Source organism: Spongiivirga sp. MCCC 1A20706, assembly GCF_046524175.1.
Taxonomy (GTDB): Bacteria; Bacteroidota; Bacteroidia; order Flavobacteriales; family Flavobacteriaceae; genus Spongiivirga.
Map to the genome: position 1 here is coordinate 351983 of NZ_JBEFZF010000002.1, position 14777 is coordinate 366759.

Annotated in this window: 17 protein-coding genes; 11 read left to right on the plus strand and 6 right to left on the minus strand. The window is 38.0% G+C overall.

What is annotated here, in order from left to right; translation table 11 throughout:
- Positions 1 to 122 precede the first annotated feature (122 nt).
- From ABN763_RS05625 to ABN763_RS05665, 9 genes are read left to right on the plus strand one after another with little or no spacing between them, the layout of a single operon-like run.
- Positions 123 to 590 carry a redoxin domain-containing protein gene (locus ABN763_RS05625; RefSeq protein ID WP_410484456.1) on the plus strand — a complete coding sequence of 156 codons (468 nt, stop codon included), beginning with the start codon at positions 123 to 125 and terminating at the stop codon, positions 588 to 590.
- 6 nt (positions 591 to 596) lie between these two features.
- Positions 597 to 1553: a formylglycine-generating enzyme family protein gene (locus ABN763_RS05630; RefSeq protein WP_410484457.1), complete on the plus strand. Its 957-nt coding sequence runs from the start codon at positions 597 to 599 to the stop codon at positions 1551 to 1553.
- Between the two features lie 26 nt (positions 1554 to 1579).
- A complete protein-coding gene (locus ABN763_RS05635) occupies positions 1580 to 3085 on the plus strand; it encodes a flavin monoamine oxidase family protein (protein WP_410484458.1) in 1506 nt (501 codons plus the stop codon).
- Between the two features lie 17 nt (positions 3086 to 3102).
- The gene (locus tag ABN763_RS05640) at positions 3103 to 4095 is read left to right on the plus strand and encodes a chromophore lyase CpcT/CpeT (protein ID WP_410484459.1); all 993 of its coding nucleotides are present in this window, start codon (positions 3103 to 3105) and stop codon (positions 4093 to 4095) included.
- On the plus strand, positions 4092 to 4547 hold the full coding sequence (locus ABN763_RS05645; RefSeq protein WP_410484460.1) for a c-type cytochrome: 456 nt from the start codon (positions 4092 to 4094) through the stop codon (positions 4545 to 4547). The genes ABN763_RS05640 and ABN763_RS05645 overlap by 4 nt, the downstream gene beginning before the upstream one ends.
- Before the next feature lie 23 nt (positions 4548 to 4570).
- The gene (locus ABN763_RS05650) at positions 4571 to 5572 is read left to right on the plus strand and encodes a hypothetical protein (protein WP_410484461.1); all 1002 of its coding nucleotides are present in this window, start codon (positions 4571 to 4573) and stop codon (positions 5570 to 5572) included.
- On the plus strand, positions 5572 to 6135 hold the full coding sequence (locus tag ABN763_RS05655; RefSeq protein ID WP_410484462.1) for a hypothetical protein: 564 nt from the start codon (positions 5572 to 5574) through the stop codon (positions 6133 to 6135). Before ABN763_RS05650 ends, ABN763_RS05655 begins: the two co-directional genes overlap by 1 nt.
- Positions 6136 to 6159: 24 nt before the next feature.
- Positions 6160 to 7407 (plus strand): MFS transporter, encoded by a 1248-nt coding sequence (locus ABN763_RS05660; RefSeq protein ID WP_410484463.1) that lies wholly within the window; start codon positions 6160 to 6162, stop codon positions 7405 to 7407.
- Positions 7408 to 7418: 11 nt separating this feature from the next.
- Positions 7419 to 8102 (plus strand): CpcT/CpeT family chromophore lyase, encoded by a 684-nt coding sequence (locus tag ABN763_RS05665; protein ID WP_410484464.1) that lies wholly within the window; start codon positions 7419 to 7421, stop codon positions 8100 to 8102.
- A gap of 26 nt (positions 8103 to 8128) precedes the next feature.
- Here ABN763_RS05665 and ABN763_RS05670 read toward each other — a convergent pair whose 3' ends face one another.
- The 6 genes from ABN763_RS05670 to ABN763_RS05695 form a co-directional block, all read right to left on the minus strand.
- Entirely contained in the window at positions 8129 to 9139 is a 1011-nt protein-coding gene (locus tag ABN763_RS05670; protein ID WP_410484465.1) for an NADP-dependent oxidoreductase, read from the minus strand.
- Between the two features lie 23 nt (positions 9140 to 9162).
- Positions 9163 to 9768, minus strand: a complete 606-nt coding sequence (locus ABN763_RS05675) for a VOC family protein (RefSeq protein WP_410484466.1) — start codon at positions 9766 to 9768, stop codon at positions 9163 to 9165.
- A 10-nt stretch (positions 9769 to 9778) separates the two neighbouring features.
- The gene (locus tag ABN763_RS05680; RefSeq protein WP_410484467.1) at positions 9779 to 10621 is read right to left on the minus strand and encodes a sulfurtransferase; all 843 of its coding nucleotides are present in this window, start codon (positions 10619 to 10621) and stop codon (positions 9779 to 9781) included.
- A 39-nt stretch (positions 10622 to 10660) separates the two neighbouring features.
- Positions 10661 to 11098 carry a VOC family protein gene (locus ABN763_RS05685; protein ID WP_410484468.1) on the minus strand — a complete coding sequence of 146 codons (438 nt, stop codon included), beginning with the start codon at positions 11096 to 11098 and terminating at the stop codon, positions 10661 to 10663.
- 19 nt (positions 11099 to 11117) lie between these two features.
- The gene (locus ABN763_RS05690) at positions 11118 to 12266 is read right to left on the minus strand and encodes a carbon-nitrogen hydrolase family protein (RefSeq protein ID WP_410484469.1); all 1149 of its coding nucleotides are present in this window, start codon (positions 12264 to 12266) and stop codon (positions 11118 to 11120) included.
- A 264-nt stretch (positions 12267 to 12530) separates the two neighbouring features.
- Positions 12531 to 13400, minus strand: coding sequence for a DUF1838 family protein (locus tag ABN763_RS05695; RefSeq protein WP_410484470.1), 870 nt, complete (start codon positions 13398 to 13400; stop codon positions 12531 to 12533).
- A 220-nt stretch (positions 13401 to 13620) separates the two neighbouring features.
- Between ABN763_RS05695 and ABN763_RS05700 the strand changes: the two genes are divergently transcribed.
- Both ABN763_RS05700 and ABN763_RS05705 read left to right on the plus strand, forming a co-directional pair.
- On the plus strand, positions 13621 to 14034 hold the full coding sequence (locus ABN763_RS05700) for a DoxX family protein (RefSeq protein ID WP_410484471.1): 414 nt from the start codon (positions 13621 to 13623) through the stop codon (positions 14032 to 14034).
- A gap of 25 nt (positions 14035 to 14059) precedes the next feature.
- The gene (locus ABN763_RS05705) at positions 14060 to 14743 is read left to right on the plus strand and encodes a CpcT/CpeT family chromophore lyase (protein ID WP_410484472.1); all 684 of its coding nucleotides are present in this window, start codon (positions 14060 to 14062) and stop codon (positions 14741 to 14743) included.
- The last annotated feature ends 34 nt before the right edge of the window (positions 14744 to 14777 follow it).

Here is a 14777-nt window from a genome sequence, read left to right on the forward strand (position 1 = left end):
GGCGTTAAACGTAATTTTAACACGAATTTATTTTGAGTAAATCAAATGTACCAAAAAAATTAGTTAATATTGTTAATTATTAATATATTTAACTGTTTTTTTAAACAAACTACAAACCAATCATGTCAGTACTAAAGATAGGGCAAAAAGCACCAGATTTTAAACTTATAGGAACCGATTTAGAACCTATCAAGTTAGGTGATTATAAAGGAAAGAATTTGATTCTACATTTTTTTCCGTTGGCATTCACCAGTGTTTGTACTGCACAAATGTGCATGTCTAGAGATGCGGAAAGTGATTATTCAAAATTAAATGCGGAGGTACTAGGTGTATCTGTTGATTCGCCTTTTGTGCTAGACAAGTTTGGAAAAGAAAACAATTTAAATTTCAAATTAGGATCTGATTTTAATAGAACGGTTAGCAATAATTATGGAGTTTTATTCGAAGACGATTTTGCGGGAATGACCCATTTTTCAAAACGCTCTGCGTTTGTAATTGATAATAAGGGAGTAGTACAATATGCCGAAGTTACTGACGGGAAGAGCTTACCAAATTTTGAGAAGATATCTGAAACCCTTTCAGCTATTTAGAAGAAGATGAGACTATCTAAAAACATAATTTCCTTTCTTTTTTTAAATGGCCTTTTAGGTTTTTCGTTTGCTCAAAACACCCCTCAAGAATTTAAAGATTGCAAGGAATGTCCAGATATGGTAATTGTTCCCGCAGGTGAGGTATATATCGGTTCCTATAAAGAAGAAATAGGGAGAAAAAAAGGTGAAAGAGACCGTGTATTAGCGAGTATAAAAGAACCATTTGCCATGGCTAAAACCGAGGTAACCTTGGCTCAGTATCGCATATTTATGGAAGAGACCAAATACAAATCAAAATTGGGTTATTACAAGGGAGAACCCTTGGTGGGCTGTAACTACTTTGATGGTAAGAGTTATGGTTATGTGGCCGAACATAATTGGAAAAATCCGGGTTATCCGCAACGCGAAACCGATCCGGTTGTGTGTGTAAGTTGGAGTGACGCTGAAGCCTATGCGAAATGGCTCACCAAAAAAACAGGGCGTGAATATAGAGTACCTTCTGCTGTAGAGTTTGAATATGCTAGTCGTGCAGGTAGCAGTACTCCTTGGTATTGGGGTACAGATCCTGCTGATGCTTGTGATTATGCTAATATAGGTGATCGTGCTTTTGCTGCTAAATTTCCTACTCGGGCCTCCTTTCCTTGTGACGACGGATACGTATTTACTACAAGAGTAGGCCGATTTAAACCTAATAAGTTTGGATTATACGACATGGTTGGGAATGCTTGGGAGTGGACCAGTGACTGCTTTCAAAATAACTTGGTCAACGCTCCGGTTGATGGAACAAGCTGGACTGAAAACAAAGATAATGCATGTTCATGGCGAACACCAAAAGGAGGCAGCTGGATAAGCGGTATCGCTTGGTCACGCGCTGCTGTGAGGTCTAGAGATGGAGCTGATTACAAAAGCTTTATGCTTGGTTTCCGAGTTGCATCAGCGGTTAGAAAACAAGTATCTTATTAGCTATAAAAAATAAAGAAGAAGAAAACATGAAAACGACCAGAAGAAAATTCGTAAAAAATGTAGCTGGTGCTGCCGCAGCTGTTGGGGCTTTGGGCCTGGTGAATTGTGCCAATGAAGGTGAAAAAAATGAGAATGAAGTTGCAGCTACCATGCCCGTACAACCTAAGGGCCCTGCTAAAGAAAAGTATGATGTTGTAGTTGTTGGTGCTGGTCTATCAGGGCTTCAAGCGGCGATCATGTTAGAAGAAGCCGGTTATGATGTACTAGTTCTAGAAGGTAGAAAACGCCTTGGAGGTCGAGTTTATACCTTGGAGAATATTCCCGGAAAGCCAGAAGCAGCGGGCGAATGGATAGGGGCTAATTACGCACGCATGATCAGCATGGTGGATAAAATGGGATTAAAATTGTTCTCGCCGGAGCAGAATAATGAAAACCGTCCATGGATGTATCATATAAATGGTGAATTCATCAATAGAGAAGATTGGGAATCACATCCTATGAATCCTCAAAAGGGAGAATTTAGACATTTGCTGCCAAGTCAATTTCTTTCTCGAATTTCTAATCATGAAAATCCGCTAAAAGACCAACCTCTTGATGCTTGGCTTCGACCTGAGTTGCAAAAATATGATATCCCACATGACGAATATCTAAGATCAAAAGGATTGGATGAAGAAACCATTCGTCTAATGAATGTGACTATACATTCCGGTGGAATGCATCGAACTTCAGCATTAAATGAATTACGACGCTATCATGTGAACGAATTTAATAGCAAAATGTCATTTTCTGATGGTAAAAGCTATAAAATGATTGAAGGAGGTAATTCACAACTACCAACGAGAATGGCGGAGAGCTTAAGCAATGAAGTCCTATTAAATAAAACCGTAGTAGCTTTTCGTGAAAAGAATAATGTGACAGAAATAAGCTGTGCTGATGGGACTGCTTATAATGCGGATCATGTTATATGTAGCATTCCTATTTCTGTTTTGAAAGATGTAGTTTTTGAGCCTATAATTAAAGGTGTTGCTGCTGAGGCCATAGAACAGATAGGTTATGGACTATCTATTCAAGCACATTTTCAAGTAATGGAACCATTTTGGGAAAAGGATGGATTGGCACCAAACATGTGGTCAGATGGTGAATTGGAACGCGTAGCGGTGCGAACAAAAAGATCTTTTGATCAGCCGGAAGCGCTAGTGGTATTTATAAATGGACCGGAGTCGCTTAAATTCAGACTAATGACAGATGAGCAGGTATTTGCTTATTGCCAAATGAAGCTCGCGGAATTGCGACCATCAACCAAAGGGCTTTTAAAACCACTTTTAATTCAGTCTTGTGAGCGTGATATTCACGGAGCAGGTGATTGGGTATACTGGCAGCCCGGACAGGTAACTAAGTTTGGCAATCATATGAGACCCCGTCATGGAAATATTCATTTCTGCGGAGAACATACAGCGATAATGGAGCGTGGTATGGAAGGTGCATTTGAGTCTGGCGAACGCGCGGCATTAGAGATCATCTTAGAATCATAAATTAATTGAATAAAGAAATGAAATTAAAACTAAGTGCTATAGTCTATACAATATTTTGCTTCCTTTTATTGATAGGAATTCAGAATGTTAAGGCACAAAACGACCCTAACACTAGAGATTTACTCATTTTGGCAAAATGGTTTGAAGGTGAATTTGATAATGATTCGCAACTTTGGTATGAAGGTAGACGAAGTGTTAAAGATAAACATGATCGGATGCACACAATTCATGCAAAGATTGACTCTTCAGCAATAGGAGATCACGTATTTTATGTTGAGGAATACATTGACGACGATCCCAAAAATATTTCGCGCCAACGAATAGTTTCTTTTACAAGTTTGGCACCTGACGAAGGCATTGAGATGGCCATATATTTTCTAAAAGATGCAAAGAAGTATGTTGGTGCTTATACAAACACCAGTGTTTTCAAAGATTTTACAAAAGATGATCTGTTTGGACTTGATGGCTGCAACGTAATTTTTCAGCGGGATGGAGAGCAATATAAGGGGAGTATGAAAGAAAAAGCATGTCAATTTGGAGAAGGAAAGTTAAAACGATATTCTGTTCATGATATGGTAATATCAAAAGATCAATACTGGAGGGTGGATCGTTCTTTCTTAGTTAAAGATGACTCTTTTTATAAAGGTCACCCAAATGAAATACCTCATAAAATGAGACGGGCAGAAACATACAATTGTGATGTAAGTTTTTATGTTAATTCTTATGTCGAGCCTCATCCAGACGATGTGAAGTATAAAGGCTTAAAAATTCACAATCAAGGTGGAATGGCTTGGGTTGTTTATCCAAAGAACAATAAGAAATACGGTTTTCAACTGCGTGAAAAAGAGTATCCATTTTATGGCAGTGGGTCAGATTTTTTTATGATGCGTTTTATAGAAGAAGGTAAAAAAAGATCTAATATACTGGTAACGGCAGAGCCAGGAACCTCGAAACTATCATTTAATAATGGTTGGGCTTCGTGCTTCTGTCAAAAGATTGAAAAACAATGAAAAATAAGAATCTTAATAAAGCATTAATAGCCTTTGGGACTATATCGATAATTACATTTTCTTGTGCTAAAAAAGAAGAAAAGAAAGAGCAAATAAGCTTACAGCCTAAAAAAGAGGTTGTGCAAGAAAATACAACTCGTAAAAAAATGACCGAAGGTGAGAAAGCCTTTTTATTATGTGCCGCATGCCATAATTTAGATAAGGGAAGTGGGCATAAAACCGGGCCTAACTTACATGGTGTCTTCGGAAGAAAAGCTGGAACTGCAGAAGGATTTTCATATTCTCAGGCCGTTAAAAATTCCGGAATTGTTTGGAGCGAAGAAACCATTCGTAATTGGTTAGAAAAACCAACAGATTATATTCCTGGAACCACAATGGCGTTCATCGGGCTAAAAAATAAAAAGCGACAAGATATTCTTATCGCCTATATTAAAGAACAAACCAGTAAGTAAAGCAACAGCTAACTAAGCAAATAATGCAAAAAACAACATTAAACATTCCCACTGGTATTGGCAAAGAAGCTTTAACAAGTTATATTCATACAGCAACTTTGTGTACGGTTGATCTTGAAGGGTATAAGCACTTTTATGGTGAAGTAATGAAAATGAGTTTTGACAAAGTCGAGCTCTCATCAGAAGAAAAAAATAAGCAAAAAGATTTTTGGAACATTCCTAATGATATTGATTATGATATGTATCATTGTTACCGACCAACCGTTCCAAGCTTAATTCAGCTTAGAATACTCCATCTAAAAACACCAACGCCACATATTCACAAGAGCTATAGCTCATACGAGTTGGGCTCATTTTCTCTTGGGTTCCCAACTTCAGATGCGAAAGGTATGGATAAGCGAATGCAAGAATATGATGTGAAGGCCATGGCGCCTATGCAATTAGGTGATATCGTTCGAGCTAACGGTGATACTGGTCAATATTTAGAAACTATTTACCAAGGGCCTGATTATTTACATTGTGTGGGGATTGAACGTGTAAACTACCCGCAATTAGCACCTTGCGACCCTGCCGATGGTTTTGGAGGCCCGGGTTATTCCGCTTTTGTAGCTAAAGATTCTGATGCTGAGGTTGCCTTTTACACAAATGTATTAGAACATTATATTTTGTTTGATTCCGTTTGGGAGGCTGCAGAAGACGGCGCATTGGGTGTTAACACCGGTACGCCATTTCGTTTTTGTGGCATTTATGCGCCCGAAGCACAGCAAAACCATTATTTATTGCTCGACTTTAAAGACGGTAATATGGTCGATACCGGAGTACAGAGTTGTATTCCAAATCAAGGCTTGGGAATGTACAGTTTCCATTCTAGCAATATCGAAAAGGTAATGAGCAACGCAAAGGACAATGGAATTAAAGTCTTGTCTGAAATTCAAGAGGTGACAGACTATATTTTAGGTGATGGTAGAGCCTGTTTATTAGAAACCCCTAATGGATTTTATGTTGAAATTTTTCAAGCAAACTAATGGATAAAGTACTAGAACGATTTTGCGAAATACTTTGTGGCACACTAGATAATATTGCACAAGTTGAAGCGGAAAAAAAGGCAGGAAAACAAGTGCACCCATATGCGAAGCATGTAACAGCTATTTTTAGCCATCGTGTGCTGAATAGGCCTGAGGATCATGAAGGAATTTATGTATTAGAAGAGAGTTACTATACCTATCCAGGTAAGGAAATGGATATAAAACCGCTTCTTTTCTATTTGCGATCAGACGGAAAAAGCAAGGTTTTTTTACAGTCTGTTCAAATCCCTGAAAAATGGAATCCGGCTGATGCAACGAACGCTAATGAAGACTTTATTCTTGACTATAGTGAGTTGTCAATTAGGCCATTTGGTATAGCAGAGTATACGTTGATGGAAACAGATCAATTTACAACCAATCATATCGGAATTGTTGGTCCCGGAATGACATTTCAATTAACAGAAACCTTGTCCGATGGACATTTGTCGGTTATGGAGATTGTACGAAAAGACGGGGTGAACTTAACGCCCTATGATACGCCTATCGACTATATTAAAGTGTAAACTAATCACATAAATCAAAGAATTTTGATAACAGACCAGAATAACAGCAGCTCATTTATTAAGCTTTTCGGAATTGCCATCTTAGGATTTTTTCTTCTAATGGTTACAAACGGAATGACCTTTTCAGGAATAACCATTTTTGATGAAGCCTTAATTAAAGAGTTTGGTTGGACGAAGTCTGAGTTAAAATTTAGAGACTTGGTCAATTTGGTTGCGGCTTCATTTATTATGCCATTTGTGGGTGCCATAATTGACCGATATGGTGTCAAAAAGATGATGGTTACGGGATTGGTATTAATTGCGGGACTGTATTATCTCTACTCATTAATACAGACAACATTTCACATGTATGCCATTCATTTTGCTTTTGCCTTTGCTGTCTCAGGAGCAGGTACCTTAGCAACCATTATCATGGTATCGCAGCGGGTAACTAAGAACCGAGGCACGGCAATTGGTATTGCGTTGGCAGGTACTTCTGCGGGTGGAATTGTAATACCTCAAATTGGTAAGCCTTTACTAGAATCTCTTGGTTGGCGTGCCGCATTTCAATGGGAAGCTATTATACCTGTATTTGTTTTGGTGCTTATAGTGGCTTTTATTAGACCAATTAAATATAAAAAGGCTGCTGCTGATTCTACTAAGGATGCCAAAACCGATGATGAAACAGGCTTGGTTGAACTAAAGTTTAAAGAGGCCATTAAAACTCCGGTTTTTTGGGCTATTTGTTTTGCTGGTATTTTCTGTTTCTATAGTATCATGGGGATCATTAGTAACCTCTTTCTTTACCTGCGTGAGCTTAACTTTTCTGTTGGAGGTGCCGCAAATGCATTTAGCATTTTCTTTGCCATTATTCTTGCTGCTAAACTTACTTCAGGCGTAGTGACCGACTTTATTAATGAGCATAAACTATTTAAAATTCAAGTGGCCCTAATGGCATTAGGCACTGTAGGTATTGCAATGAATACCGAAAATTTGGTTTGGCCCTCGTTAATTGCCGTGGGTATTGGATGGGGAGGATTGTATACCCTACTTAACTATATTATTATAACCACTTTTGGGGTAAAATCAGCAGGAAAGATTGGAGGGATCATTTCTGTTTTTGAGGGAATAGGGTCAGGTGTAGGTGCTTGGTTAACAGGTGTAATTTCGGATAAAACAGGCTCGTATAGTGCTAGTTTTTGGTTGGTAGTGGTACTGCTGTGTATTGCATTAATCATTTCTTTTTTCATTAAACCCATTGTAAGCGAAAAGGTGGAAGTGGCTAATAGCTAAACAGATAAATAATGAAGTATGCTACTTTTATAAAACTGCTGTTGTGTCTTTTTCTAATTCAATGTTCATCTGACAACAGAAAAAAGCGTCAAAAGCTTTCTTGGGAATCTTTTCTGGAATCGTGGGAGGGAACATATGACAATAGTTCGCAAATAGAAGAGCAACTTAATGCGAAAGTTGACTCAACTGATATAAACAAACATTTGTCACTTCGTATTAAGAGCTTAGCACTTCCTTCTTTCGGCAATAACGTTTTTTATGCTGAGTGGTTTGAGCATGAAAATCCTGAGCAGGTAACGCGACAACGAATTTATGCTTTCGAAAACCGAGACACCACTTTTGTTTTGAAATTGTTTGCATTCCCAAGAGATTCTGCTTTTGTCAGAAGAACGCAGGGGGCCTATGAAACTCCTTCAAAATTGGATGGAGTTACTCCTAAAGATGTTGTTCCGCTTCCTGGTTGTGACGTTTACTTCAAATGGGATAAAAATGAATATACAGGTGCTATGAAAAAGGAGGCATGTTCCTTTAATGCACCTGATAGTGGCATACCAATTTATTCATGGTCACAAATGAAATTTAATGATACCTCATTTGCGTACCTTGATGGATGGTTTAATACCGACGGAAGTGTGTATTATGAAATTTCTAAAAGCTGGTATGTTTTTGAAAAGGAAAGTAGTAAAATCGATTGAAAATTCTGGGATAATTAGTCGCCCAACTAAGAATCAAGTTTTACCATTCGAGTGCCGCCGTTGGTGCCTTTATATAAACTAATTAGTGCATTTGGCATTTCTTCTATCCCTACGGCTATATCTTCCAGCGGATTGATCTTACCTTCCCTGATCCATTGTGCTAGTTGATTCTCATATTCGGAATGCCTCCCTTGATAATCATAGATAAAAAACCCTTCCATTTTGGCATCTTTTAATCCTATTCGATACAAATTTCGAGGCCTGTGATATTGTTCAGGTGGAATTAGATATTCGGATATCCTTCCGCAAATGGCGATCCGTGCCCTTCGGTTAATTCTAGCTAATACCTCATCTAATAATTCGCCACCGACATTGTCGAAAAATACATCAATCCCATCTGGGAAATATTGATCGAGTTTTTCGTAAAGTCCTTCTTCTTTATAATCAATGGCACCATCATAACCGAGCCGTTCTTTCAATAAATGGCATTTTTGTTTACCACCTGCAATGCCAATGACCTTTTTACAGCCGAGTGCTTTCGCCACAAATCCAGCCATACTACCAACACTTCCGGCGGCACCTGAAACCAATACCTGATCCCCTTTTTTAACATGACAAATGTCTCGCATTCCCAATAACGATGTAAATCCGTTCATACTTAAGGCTCCGCAACCATATGATAGACTTAAATCGGTATTATTCATTTTATAAGTCATATAATAGGGGTCATCTTCTATTACCGCATATTCTCGCCAACGCAATTTAGTTTGAATGATATCACCTTCCTTGAATTTTCCACACTTACTTTTAACAACCCGGGCTACACCACGGCCATGCATAACATCACCATTGTTCATAGGTCTTTCAAATTCTGTTTCGTTGGTCATATAACGAAGCATTACCGGTGCAACACCAAGATACAGGGTTTTAACCAAGACTTGTCCTTCTTCTATTTCAGGAATGGAGGTTTCTTCAAGTCTAAAATCAGTTGGTTTGACCAATCCAATAGGCCTCTTTGCCATAACCCACTGTTTCATTTTAATTGGGGTTTCCATCAGGCTTATAGGTCATCTAGTAATTGGTTAAACTCCACAAGAAATCCGTCCGGATCATAAAAAATAGCAACCATTACCCGTGTCTTAGATTTGCCGTCATAGGATGGATATTCGGTTAATGTTGGTTCTTTAATGACATCAATACCCTTTAGGTTTTTAATTTTTTCGAATTGCGCTTTTTGGTTATTAGAATTAAAAAGGAGCACCACATTTTGCTCAGTAAATCCCTCTTTTCTGATAGGTTTAGTGGTTTTATTTGAATTCCCATAGTCATATTCCATTAAACCTAATACACCATAAAAATTATGAATGGCTTTCAGGAAAACTAAACGTACTATTTGATCGCGATCTTCTTTAGGGTGAGGTCTCGTTAAATTAGTGTCATAAATAACTTCCATGCCCATAATGTCTCGATAAAGCGCTAGTGATTTTTCAATATCTCTCACAATTAGGGTGGTTCGTCTAAATGCCAGAGGCATTTTTGAGGGTTGCGTGCTGTTTTTTTCAATAATTGGAGTTTTGGAACTCGCCCTTTCCACGCCCTTTTCATCAGATTGTCCTCGAGCAACTAATGAGACCAAGATGAATGTTATAACAAGAATACTTTTCATAAATAGAGGTTTAAGAAAGATTAGTCCCAATTGGTTTATTATTTCGTGACCACTCACTCCATGACCCCACATATAATTTGGGCAATGGCATTTTAGCATGAGCCATCGCCAGAATGGTATGGCACGCAGTCACCCCAGAACCGCAATGCACGATCACATTATCCATCGGGCGATTACCAACTAAAGTCTTATATTTTTCTTCTAATTTCGATGAAGATAAAAAGAGTCCATTCTCATCTAGGTTGGTCGCAAAAGGAACGTTAATCGAGCCGGGAATATGGCCTGCTATGAGATCAATCGGTTCGACTTTACCGTCGTGTCTGTCTTTGGCCCTTGCGTCGATAACCAAGTAATTTTCTTTATCAGCAACTTGTGTTACATCACTCATGGAAGCTTGAGGTAGTTCCCATTTTTTGGATGGAAAAGGGGTTGTTTTTGGTAATTTTTCTTCGCCTGATGACATCGGGAAATCTACTTTCTCAGCTTCTGCAAGCCCGCCATTTAATACCTGAACTTTTTCATGACCCAATGAACGAAGCATCCACCAAAATCGAGATGCAGCATTGGCACCGTTTTTATCGTCATAAACAACTATATGATGATCATTAGAAATACCCAAATTAGAAAGCGTATCCACAAAATGAGAAACAGTTGGTAAAGGATGCCGCCCACCATTGGCTGGGTTTTCTTTAATATCAGAAAGTTGATTGTCTAGATCGACATGAACAGCTCCTTTTAAATGTTTTTTGAGATAAGCCGTTCTCCCAGCTTTTCCACTTCTAGCATCTACTAATAAAAGATCTTTATTACTGGTTAATGATTGAAGCTGGTCTGCATTAATTAGTGGTTTCATAATTTGAATTTGATTTAGCCAAACTTTGTGATTAGGTATTTAGCTTTTCTCCATTAATTGGTATAGTACAATCAGATGTCCGTCAAAATCGACAAAAGCTTGTTCAATAAAAGTTGCATATTCATTCTCATCAGTCTTCACTTCTGTAGTTTTTAGACCAAGGGCTTCAATTTTTGAAATCACACCATTTAGGTCATCCACTTTAATGACAGATGCAGACATATGAATTCCTTCCTGTTTAGGCAATGGCACTCCTTTTATTTCAGTAAGTGCGAAAGTACGTTCTTGTGTTGGGCTATCTAATGTGGCGAAATTGATATCTGCCTCATTGGGGATGTTAAAAACAGGATAAGAAAAAGAATCTTTTTCAGAAGGTTGAATGTAATTTATGGTAAATCCCAGGATATCTCTGTAGATAGTAAGTGAACGTTCTAAATCGGCCACGCAAAGTGTAATTCTTTTATATAATAATGACATATCTTTTTATTTTATGGTTTTACCAGGTGGCTTTTTTTGGAGGATTATAGCGACTTATACTATCGAGTAGAGCTTTCATTTCCTGTCCGGTTTGCGGTAGCTGTTTTCGAGCCATATCCATATGATTAATTGGGATTTCCTGCTGATATTGTTCAAAAACTGGTTTGGTCATTTCTAATGCATAATTAGGGATAGTTCTGCCCCTTCTAAAAGCAGCTATCGGAATTTTAGCTTCCACAATTCCGTCATCTTCATTGCTTGGGTGTTGAGCCAAAATAGCGCCATTCGGGCCAACAATTACCGATTCTCCGGCTTTATAACCAGAACTTAAGGGTAAAGTAAAATTAGCCATAGCCGAATAAAAGTCATTACTCCATGCAGTAAAAACCACATCTTCTACAGCAAACATAGTGGCAGTCCGTAGCATTATTTCGGTGCCCCGCATGGCAAAAGCAGCATAAATAAAAGGATCAAATTGCACAGTGCTTACTGCAATATTTCCGAACTCAGTCTGTAGTACAGGAAACTCTTCTTCAATACCATATTTTTCGCGATAGGCGTCACGTACCGATTCTACTGTAGTTGTAGTGATCTCTCTATCTTTATAGATGCGTTTAATGTTTCTAGATTTCCAAAAGGTTTTGGCTATTTTACCGTCTCTTCCCATCACGGTATTAATGCTTAAAATATGGTCCGGCCATGCGGTATCACGAACATAACTTCCAAAAATGACATAGCAATCGCAATCTTGGGCAATTTTTCCGATACGCGCTGTTTCGGGACCGGGAACTTCAATAGTGAAAGGAAGTTTTTCTTGACGTGTACCTGAAGAATATCCTGTTAGTGGGAATTCATGGAATAAGATAAAATCGGGTTTATCACCTTCGGTCATGGCTTGCTTAGCCATTTTTTCCATGTATTGAAGGTTCTCTTCAAGTCCTTCATCAATCGATGGGAAACTCGATAATGATTTTACTCTGGTTTGCATGACCTTAACAACTACTGAATCTTTTTCTAACGGGATTTTAGGGTACGTACCATTTTCAGCTACAAGTTTTGTAGTTAAGGGGTGCATGTCCTCTTTAGAGGCTACATTTTTTTTAGATTCTTTACAGGCCATTAAAACTATAAATAGCACAATAGGTAGTAAAAGAGCTTTAAATTTCATAGTAATTTATTAATCGATTAATTCAATAAAGTTAATAAGCATAGCAGCATACGTTTTCATTAATACTTCGCACAGTTATGTATATTAAAGGTATATATAGGAAGGTGCTAGAGCCGTTTCATCCATTTTGGAGGTAGGCAGATTAATATGATCCAAATACCTCTGGTACGTAGTATCCCGGTAGCTTAAAAAGATTATTGCTGCGTGATCTTACCGAACCGAAATAAACGTCACTAGGTAAAAACTGTTTCCTGTTGAGACTGTCTATCGACCCCAACCCGCACCAGCTTCACCCTTTTGTAAAGCCCTTACTTCTGCTACGTCTTTTGGCGGATTTAGCCATTGTGGCTTATCGGCCTTGGCCCATTCCATTAACGCTTTCGGAAATTCATCATGGCTTTCAACCCGCCAAGAGTGCAAGTGAATGATAGCTTTGGTATCCGGCATACCTGCCCACGCAGGTAAAGCGCCATAACGTTGCCATGCCATTTGGTAAGGTTCTTCGACACTACCTTCCGGCTGGATGAAAAAATCATAGTTTTCCCAAGCTTGGTATTGCTTTCCTGAGGGTAAAGGAAAGTCTAGATATACTTGGGCGTTGTAAATGTATCCATCACCCATTTTACGATAAGGAATACCGTCTTCCGATTTTATGAACTGCACACGGTCACCAACGCCTTGTTCGACATCACCATAAATTCTATCATTCTCAAATCTGTAGGTAATCATTTGATAGGGATAGGCTATAGGCTTTACTTCTTGACCATTATATTCTTTCAGTACTTCACCAGTTTCTGCATCGGTATAGGCAAACGTTTTTCTGGTCAAATGAGTTACCTTACCATCAGCTTCGTCAGGCCATATGATGGTAGAACTATCAAAACCGATAAGACCGAATAGTTTTTTGCCTGAAGGATATTCATATACGGCACCATCAGATATCCAATGTACAGGTTTACCGGTACCTGCCCGGGAATCTATCCAAGTTTTAAGTGGTTCGGCAGCATTTTGATAAGACGCCTTGTCCGCCCAAGGATGAACGGCTTCAACAGTGGTTTCTTCTTCGGCTGTTTTTGTTTCTGTTTTACAGGCAAAGAGGGTAACAAACAAAAGGATGAGGATTCTAAATTTCATATGATGATTTTAAATGTTTTTCTAGAGTAAGAATCGAGTTTAGCAAGGAATGCGAATAAGATTCGGTAATAAAATTAATCAAAATTAGTTAATTTAATTAATTATTAACATAATTAATTATTACATTCGTATCATTGATGTGGAAAAAGCTAAAATTTCAAAAGTAAGATAACCATAATAGGATTGCATAAATCACTATCAGCACTAACACTTTATACAGATGATTTTTAAAACATTAAACAAATTAGAAAAGTTCAAAGACTATGCCCCGGTAGGAATTCGATTCATATTTCTGTTATATTTTATTTTGGCTGTTGATCACCAATCGTTCATGCCTAGTAATGTTGAGAAATTTGCCGGCAATCTAGCGGAAATGAATTGGCCAATGTCAACTTTTCTGGCCTACCTAGCAAGTTGGAGTGGCATTATTGCATATGTCTTTGTAATTATCGGTTGGAAAACAAGATTAGCCAGTATTCCTATCGTAATTTATTTTTTGGTGGCGGTTTTGGGGTTTCATGCTGCTAAAGGACATGGTATTAGTGAATCTATGTCAGCTACGGTTTTGTTGGTCATGGGTATTTTTTTATTGTTGAATGGACCTGGAAAGCCATCAATTGACGAAGGACTATAAGTTTATTTTTTAAAGATTATTCAATATGAAAAATGTTTATATATTTTTATTACTGACCATTGGTTTAGTAAGCAATGTGCAATGCCAGTCAAATACGAATGACCTAGAGACCATGAAAAAAGAGGTAGCCATGCTTCTTAACGGTGATTTTGACAATGAAGATGAGGTTTTAGAAGACTTACGCACGAATGCACCAAAAGAGAAAACCCACATGCGTATTAATCGCTCTTTTATAAAAATTGACGCACCTCATATAGCAGATTATGCGATTGTATCAGCTACAAACTACAAAGAGGAAATATGGAAATTTGACACCAAAGAATTTTTGGTTTGGGTACTTAGAGACGGAGAAGAAAAAGGTACTATAAAGATGATTCCGCTTAATTTTAAAAAGCCTGAAGATTTCATGGCCTATTCAAAAGAAGCCGATAAATTGAAAGAAATCTCAAAAGAAAGTCTATTTGAAGAAGCAACAGAAAAACAATTTCAGTTTATTTGGCATAAAGACGACACAGGAAATGGATATACCGCTATCAGTAAGCCTTTTCGAATGTTAAATAAAAAGTCGAATAAAATGGTAAGCTGGACCTGGAAAATGCAGCTTAACCAAGATTACTTACTTATGGAGACTAAAGGAGTTGCTGATGATGGTGAGGTATTTGACAAACCACCCTTTGGTATGGTATACAATCTTAAGAGATTGAATTAACAGTTCGTGGTTGTAAACAATATATATAGTATTT

Excerpts from the sequence above, each read along its gene's own strand:
- ABN763_RS05655 (WP_410484462.1), top strand. The coding sequence starts at position 5,572 with ATGGATAAAGTACTAGAACGATTTTGCGAAATACTTTGTGGCACACTA.
- ABN763_RS05665 (WP_410484464.1), top strand. The coding sequence starts at position 7,419 with ATGAAGTATGCTACTTTTATAAAACTGCTGTTGTGTCTTTTTCTAATT.
- ABN763_RS05700 (WP_410484471.1), top strand. The coding sequence starts at position 13,621 with ATGATTTTTAAAACATTAAACAAATTAGAAAAGTTCAAAGACTATGCC.
- ABN763_RS05635 (WP_410484458.1), top strand. The coding sequence starts at position 1,580 with ATGAAAACGACCAGAAGAAAATTCGTAAAAAATGTAGCTGGTGCTGCC.
- ABN763_RS05640 (WP_410484459.1), top strand. The coding sequence starts at position 3,103 with ATGAAATTAAAACTAAGTGCTATAGTCTATACAATATTTTGCTTCCTT.
- ABN763_RS05680 (WP_410484467.1), bottom strand. The coding sequence starts at position 10,621 with ATGAAACCACTAATTAATGCAGACCAGCTTCAATCATTAACCAGTAAT.
- ABN763_RS05630 (WP_410484457.1), top strand. The coding sequence starts at position 597 with ATGAGACTATCTAAAAACATAATTTCCTTTCTTTTTTTAAATGGCCTT.
- ABN763_RS05650 (WP_410484461.1), top strand. The coding sequence starts at position 4,571 with ATGCAAAAAACAACATTAAACATTCCCACTGGTATTGGCAAAGAAGCT.
- ABN763_RS05705 (WP_410484472.1), top strand. The coding sequence starts at position 14,060 with ATGAAAAATGTTTATATATTTTTATTACTGACCATTGGTTTAGTAAGC.
- ABN763_RS05695 (WP_410484470.1), bottom strand. The coding sequence starts at position 13,400 with ATGAAATTTAGAATCCTCATCCTTTTGTTTGTTACCCTCTTTGCCTGT.
- ABN763_RS05685 (WP_410484468.1), bottom strand. The coding sequence starts at position 11,098 with ATGTCATTATTATATAAAAGAATTACACTTTGCGTGGCCGATTTAGAA.
- ABN763_RS05690 (WP_410484469.1), bottom strand. The coding sequence starts at position 12,266 with ATGAAATTTAAAGCTCTTTTACTACCTATTGTGCTATTTATAGTTTTA.
- ABN763_RS05645 (WP_410484460.1), top strand. The coding sequence starts at position 4,092 with ATGAAAAATAAGAATCTTAATAAAGCATTAATAGCCTTTGGGACTATA.
- ABN763_RS05670 (WP_410484465.1), bottom strand. The coding sequence starts at position 9,139 with ATGAAACAGTGGGTTATGGCAAAGAGGCCTATTGGATTGGTCAAACCA.
- ABN763_RS05675 (WP_410484466.1), bottom strand. The coding sequence starts at position 9,768 with ATGAAAAGTATTCTTGTTATAACATTCATCTTGGTCTCATTAGTTGCT.
- ABN763_RS05625 (WP_410484456.1), top strand. The coding sequence starts at position 123 with ATGTCAGTACTAAAGATAGGGCAAAAAGCACCAGATTTTAAACTTATA.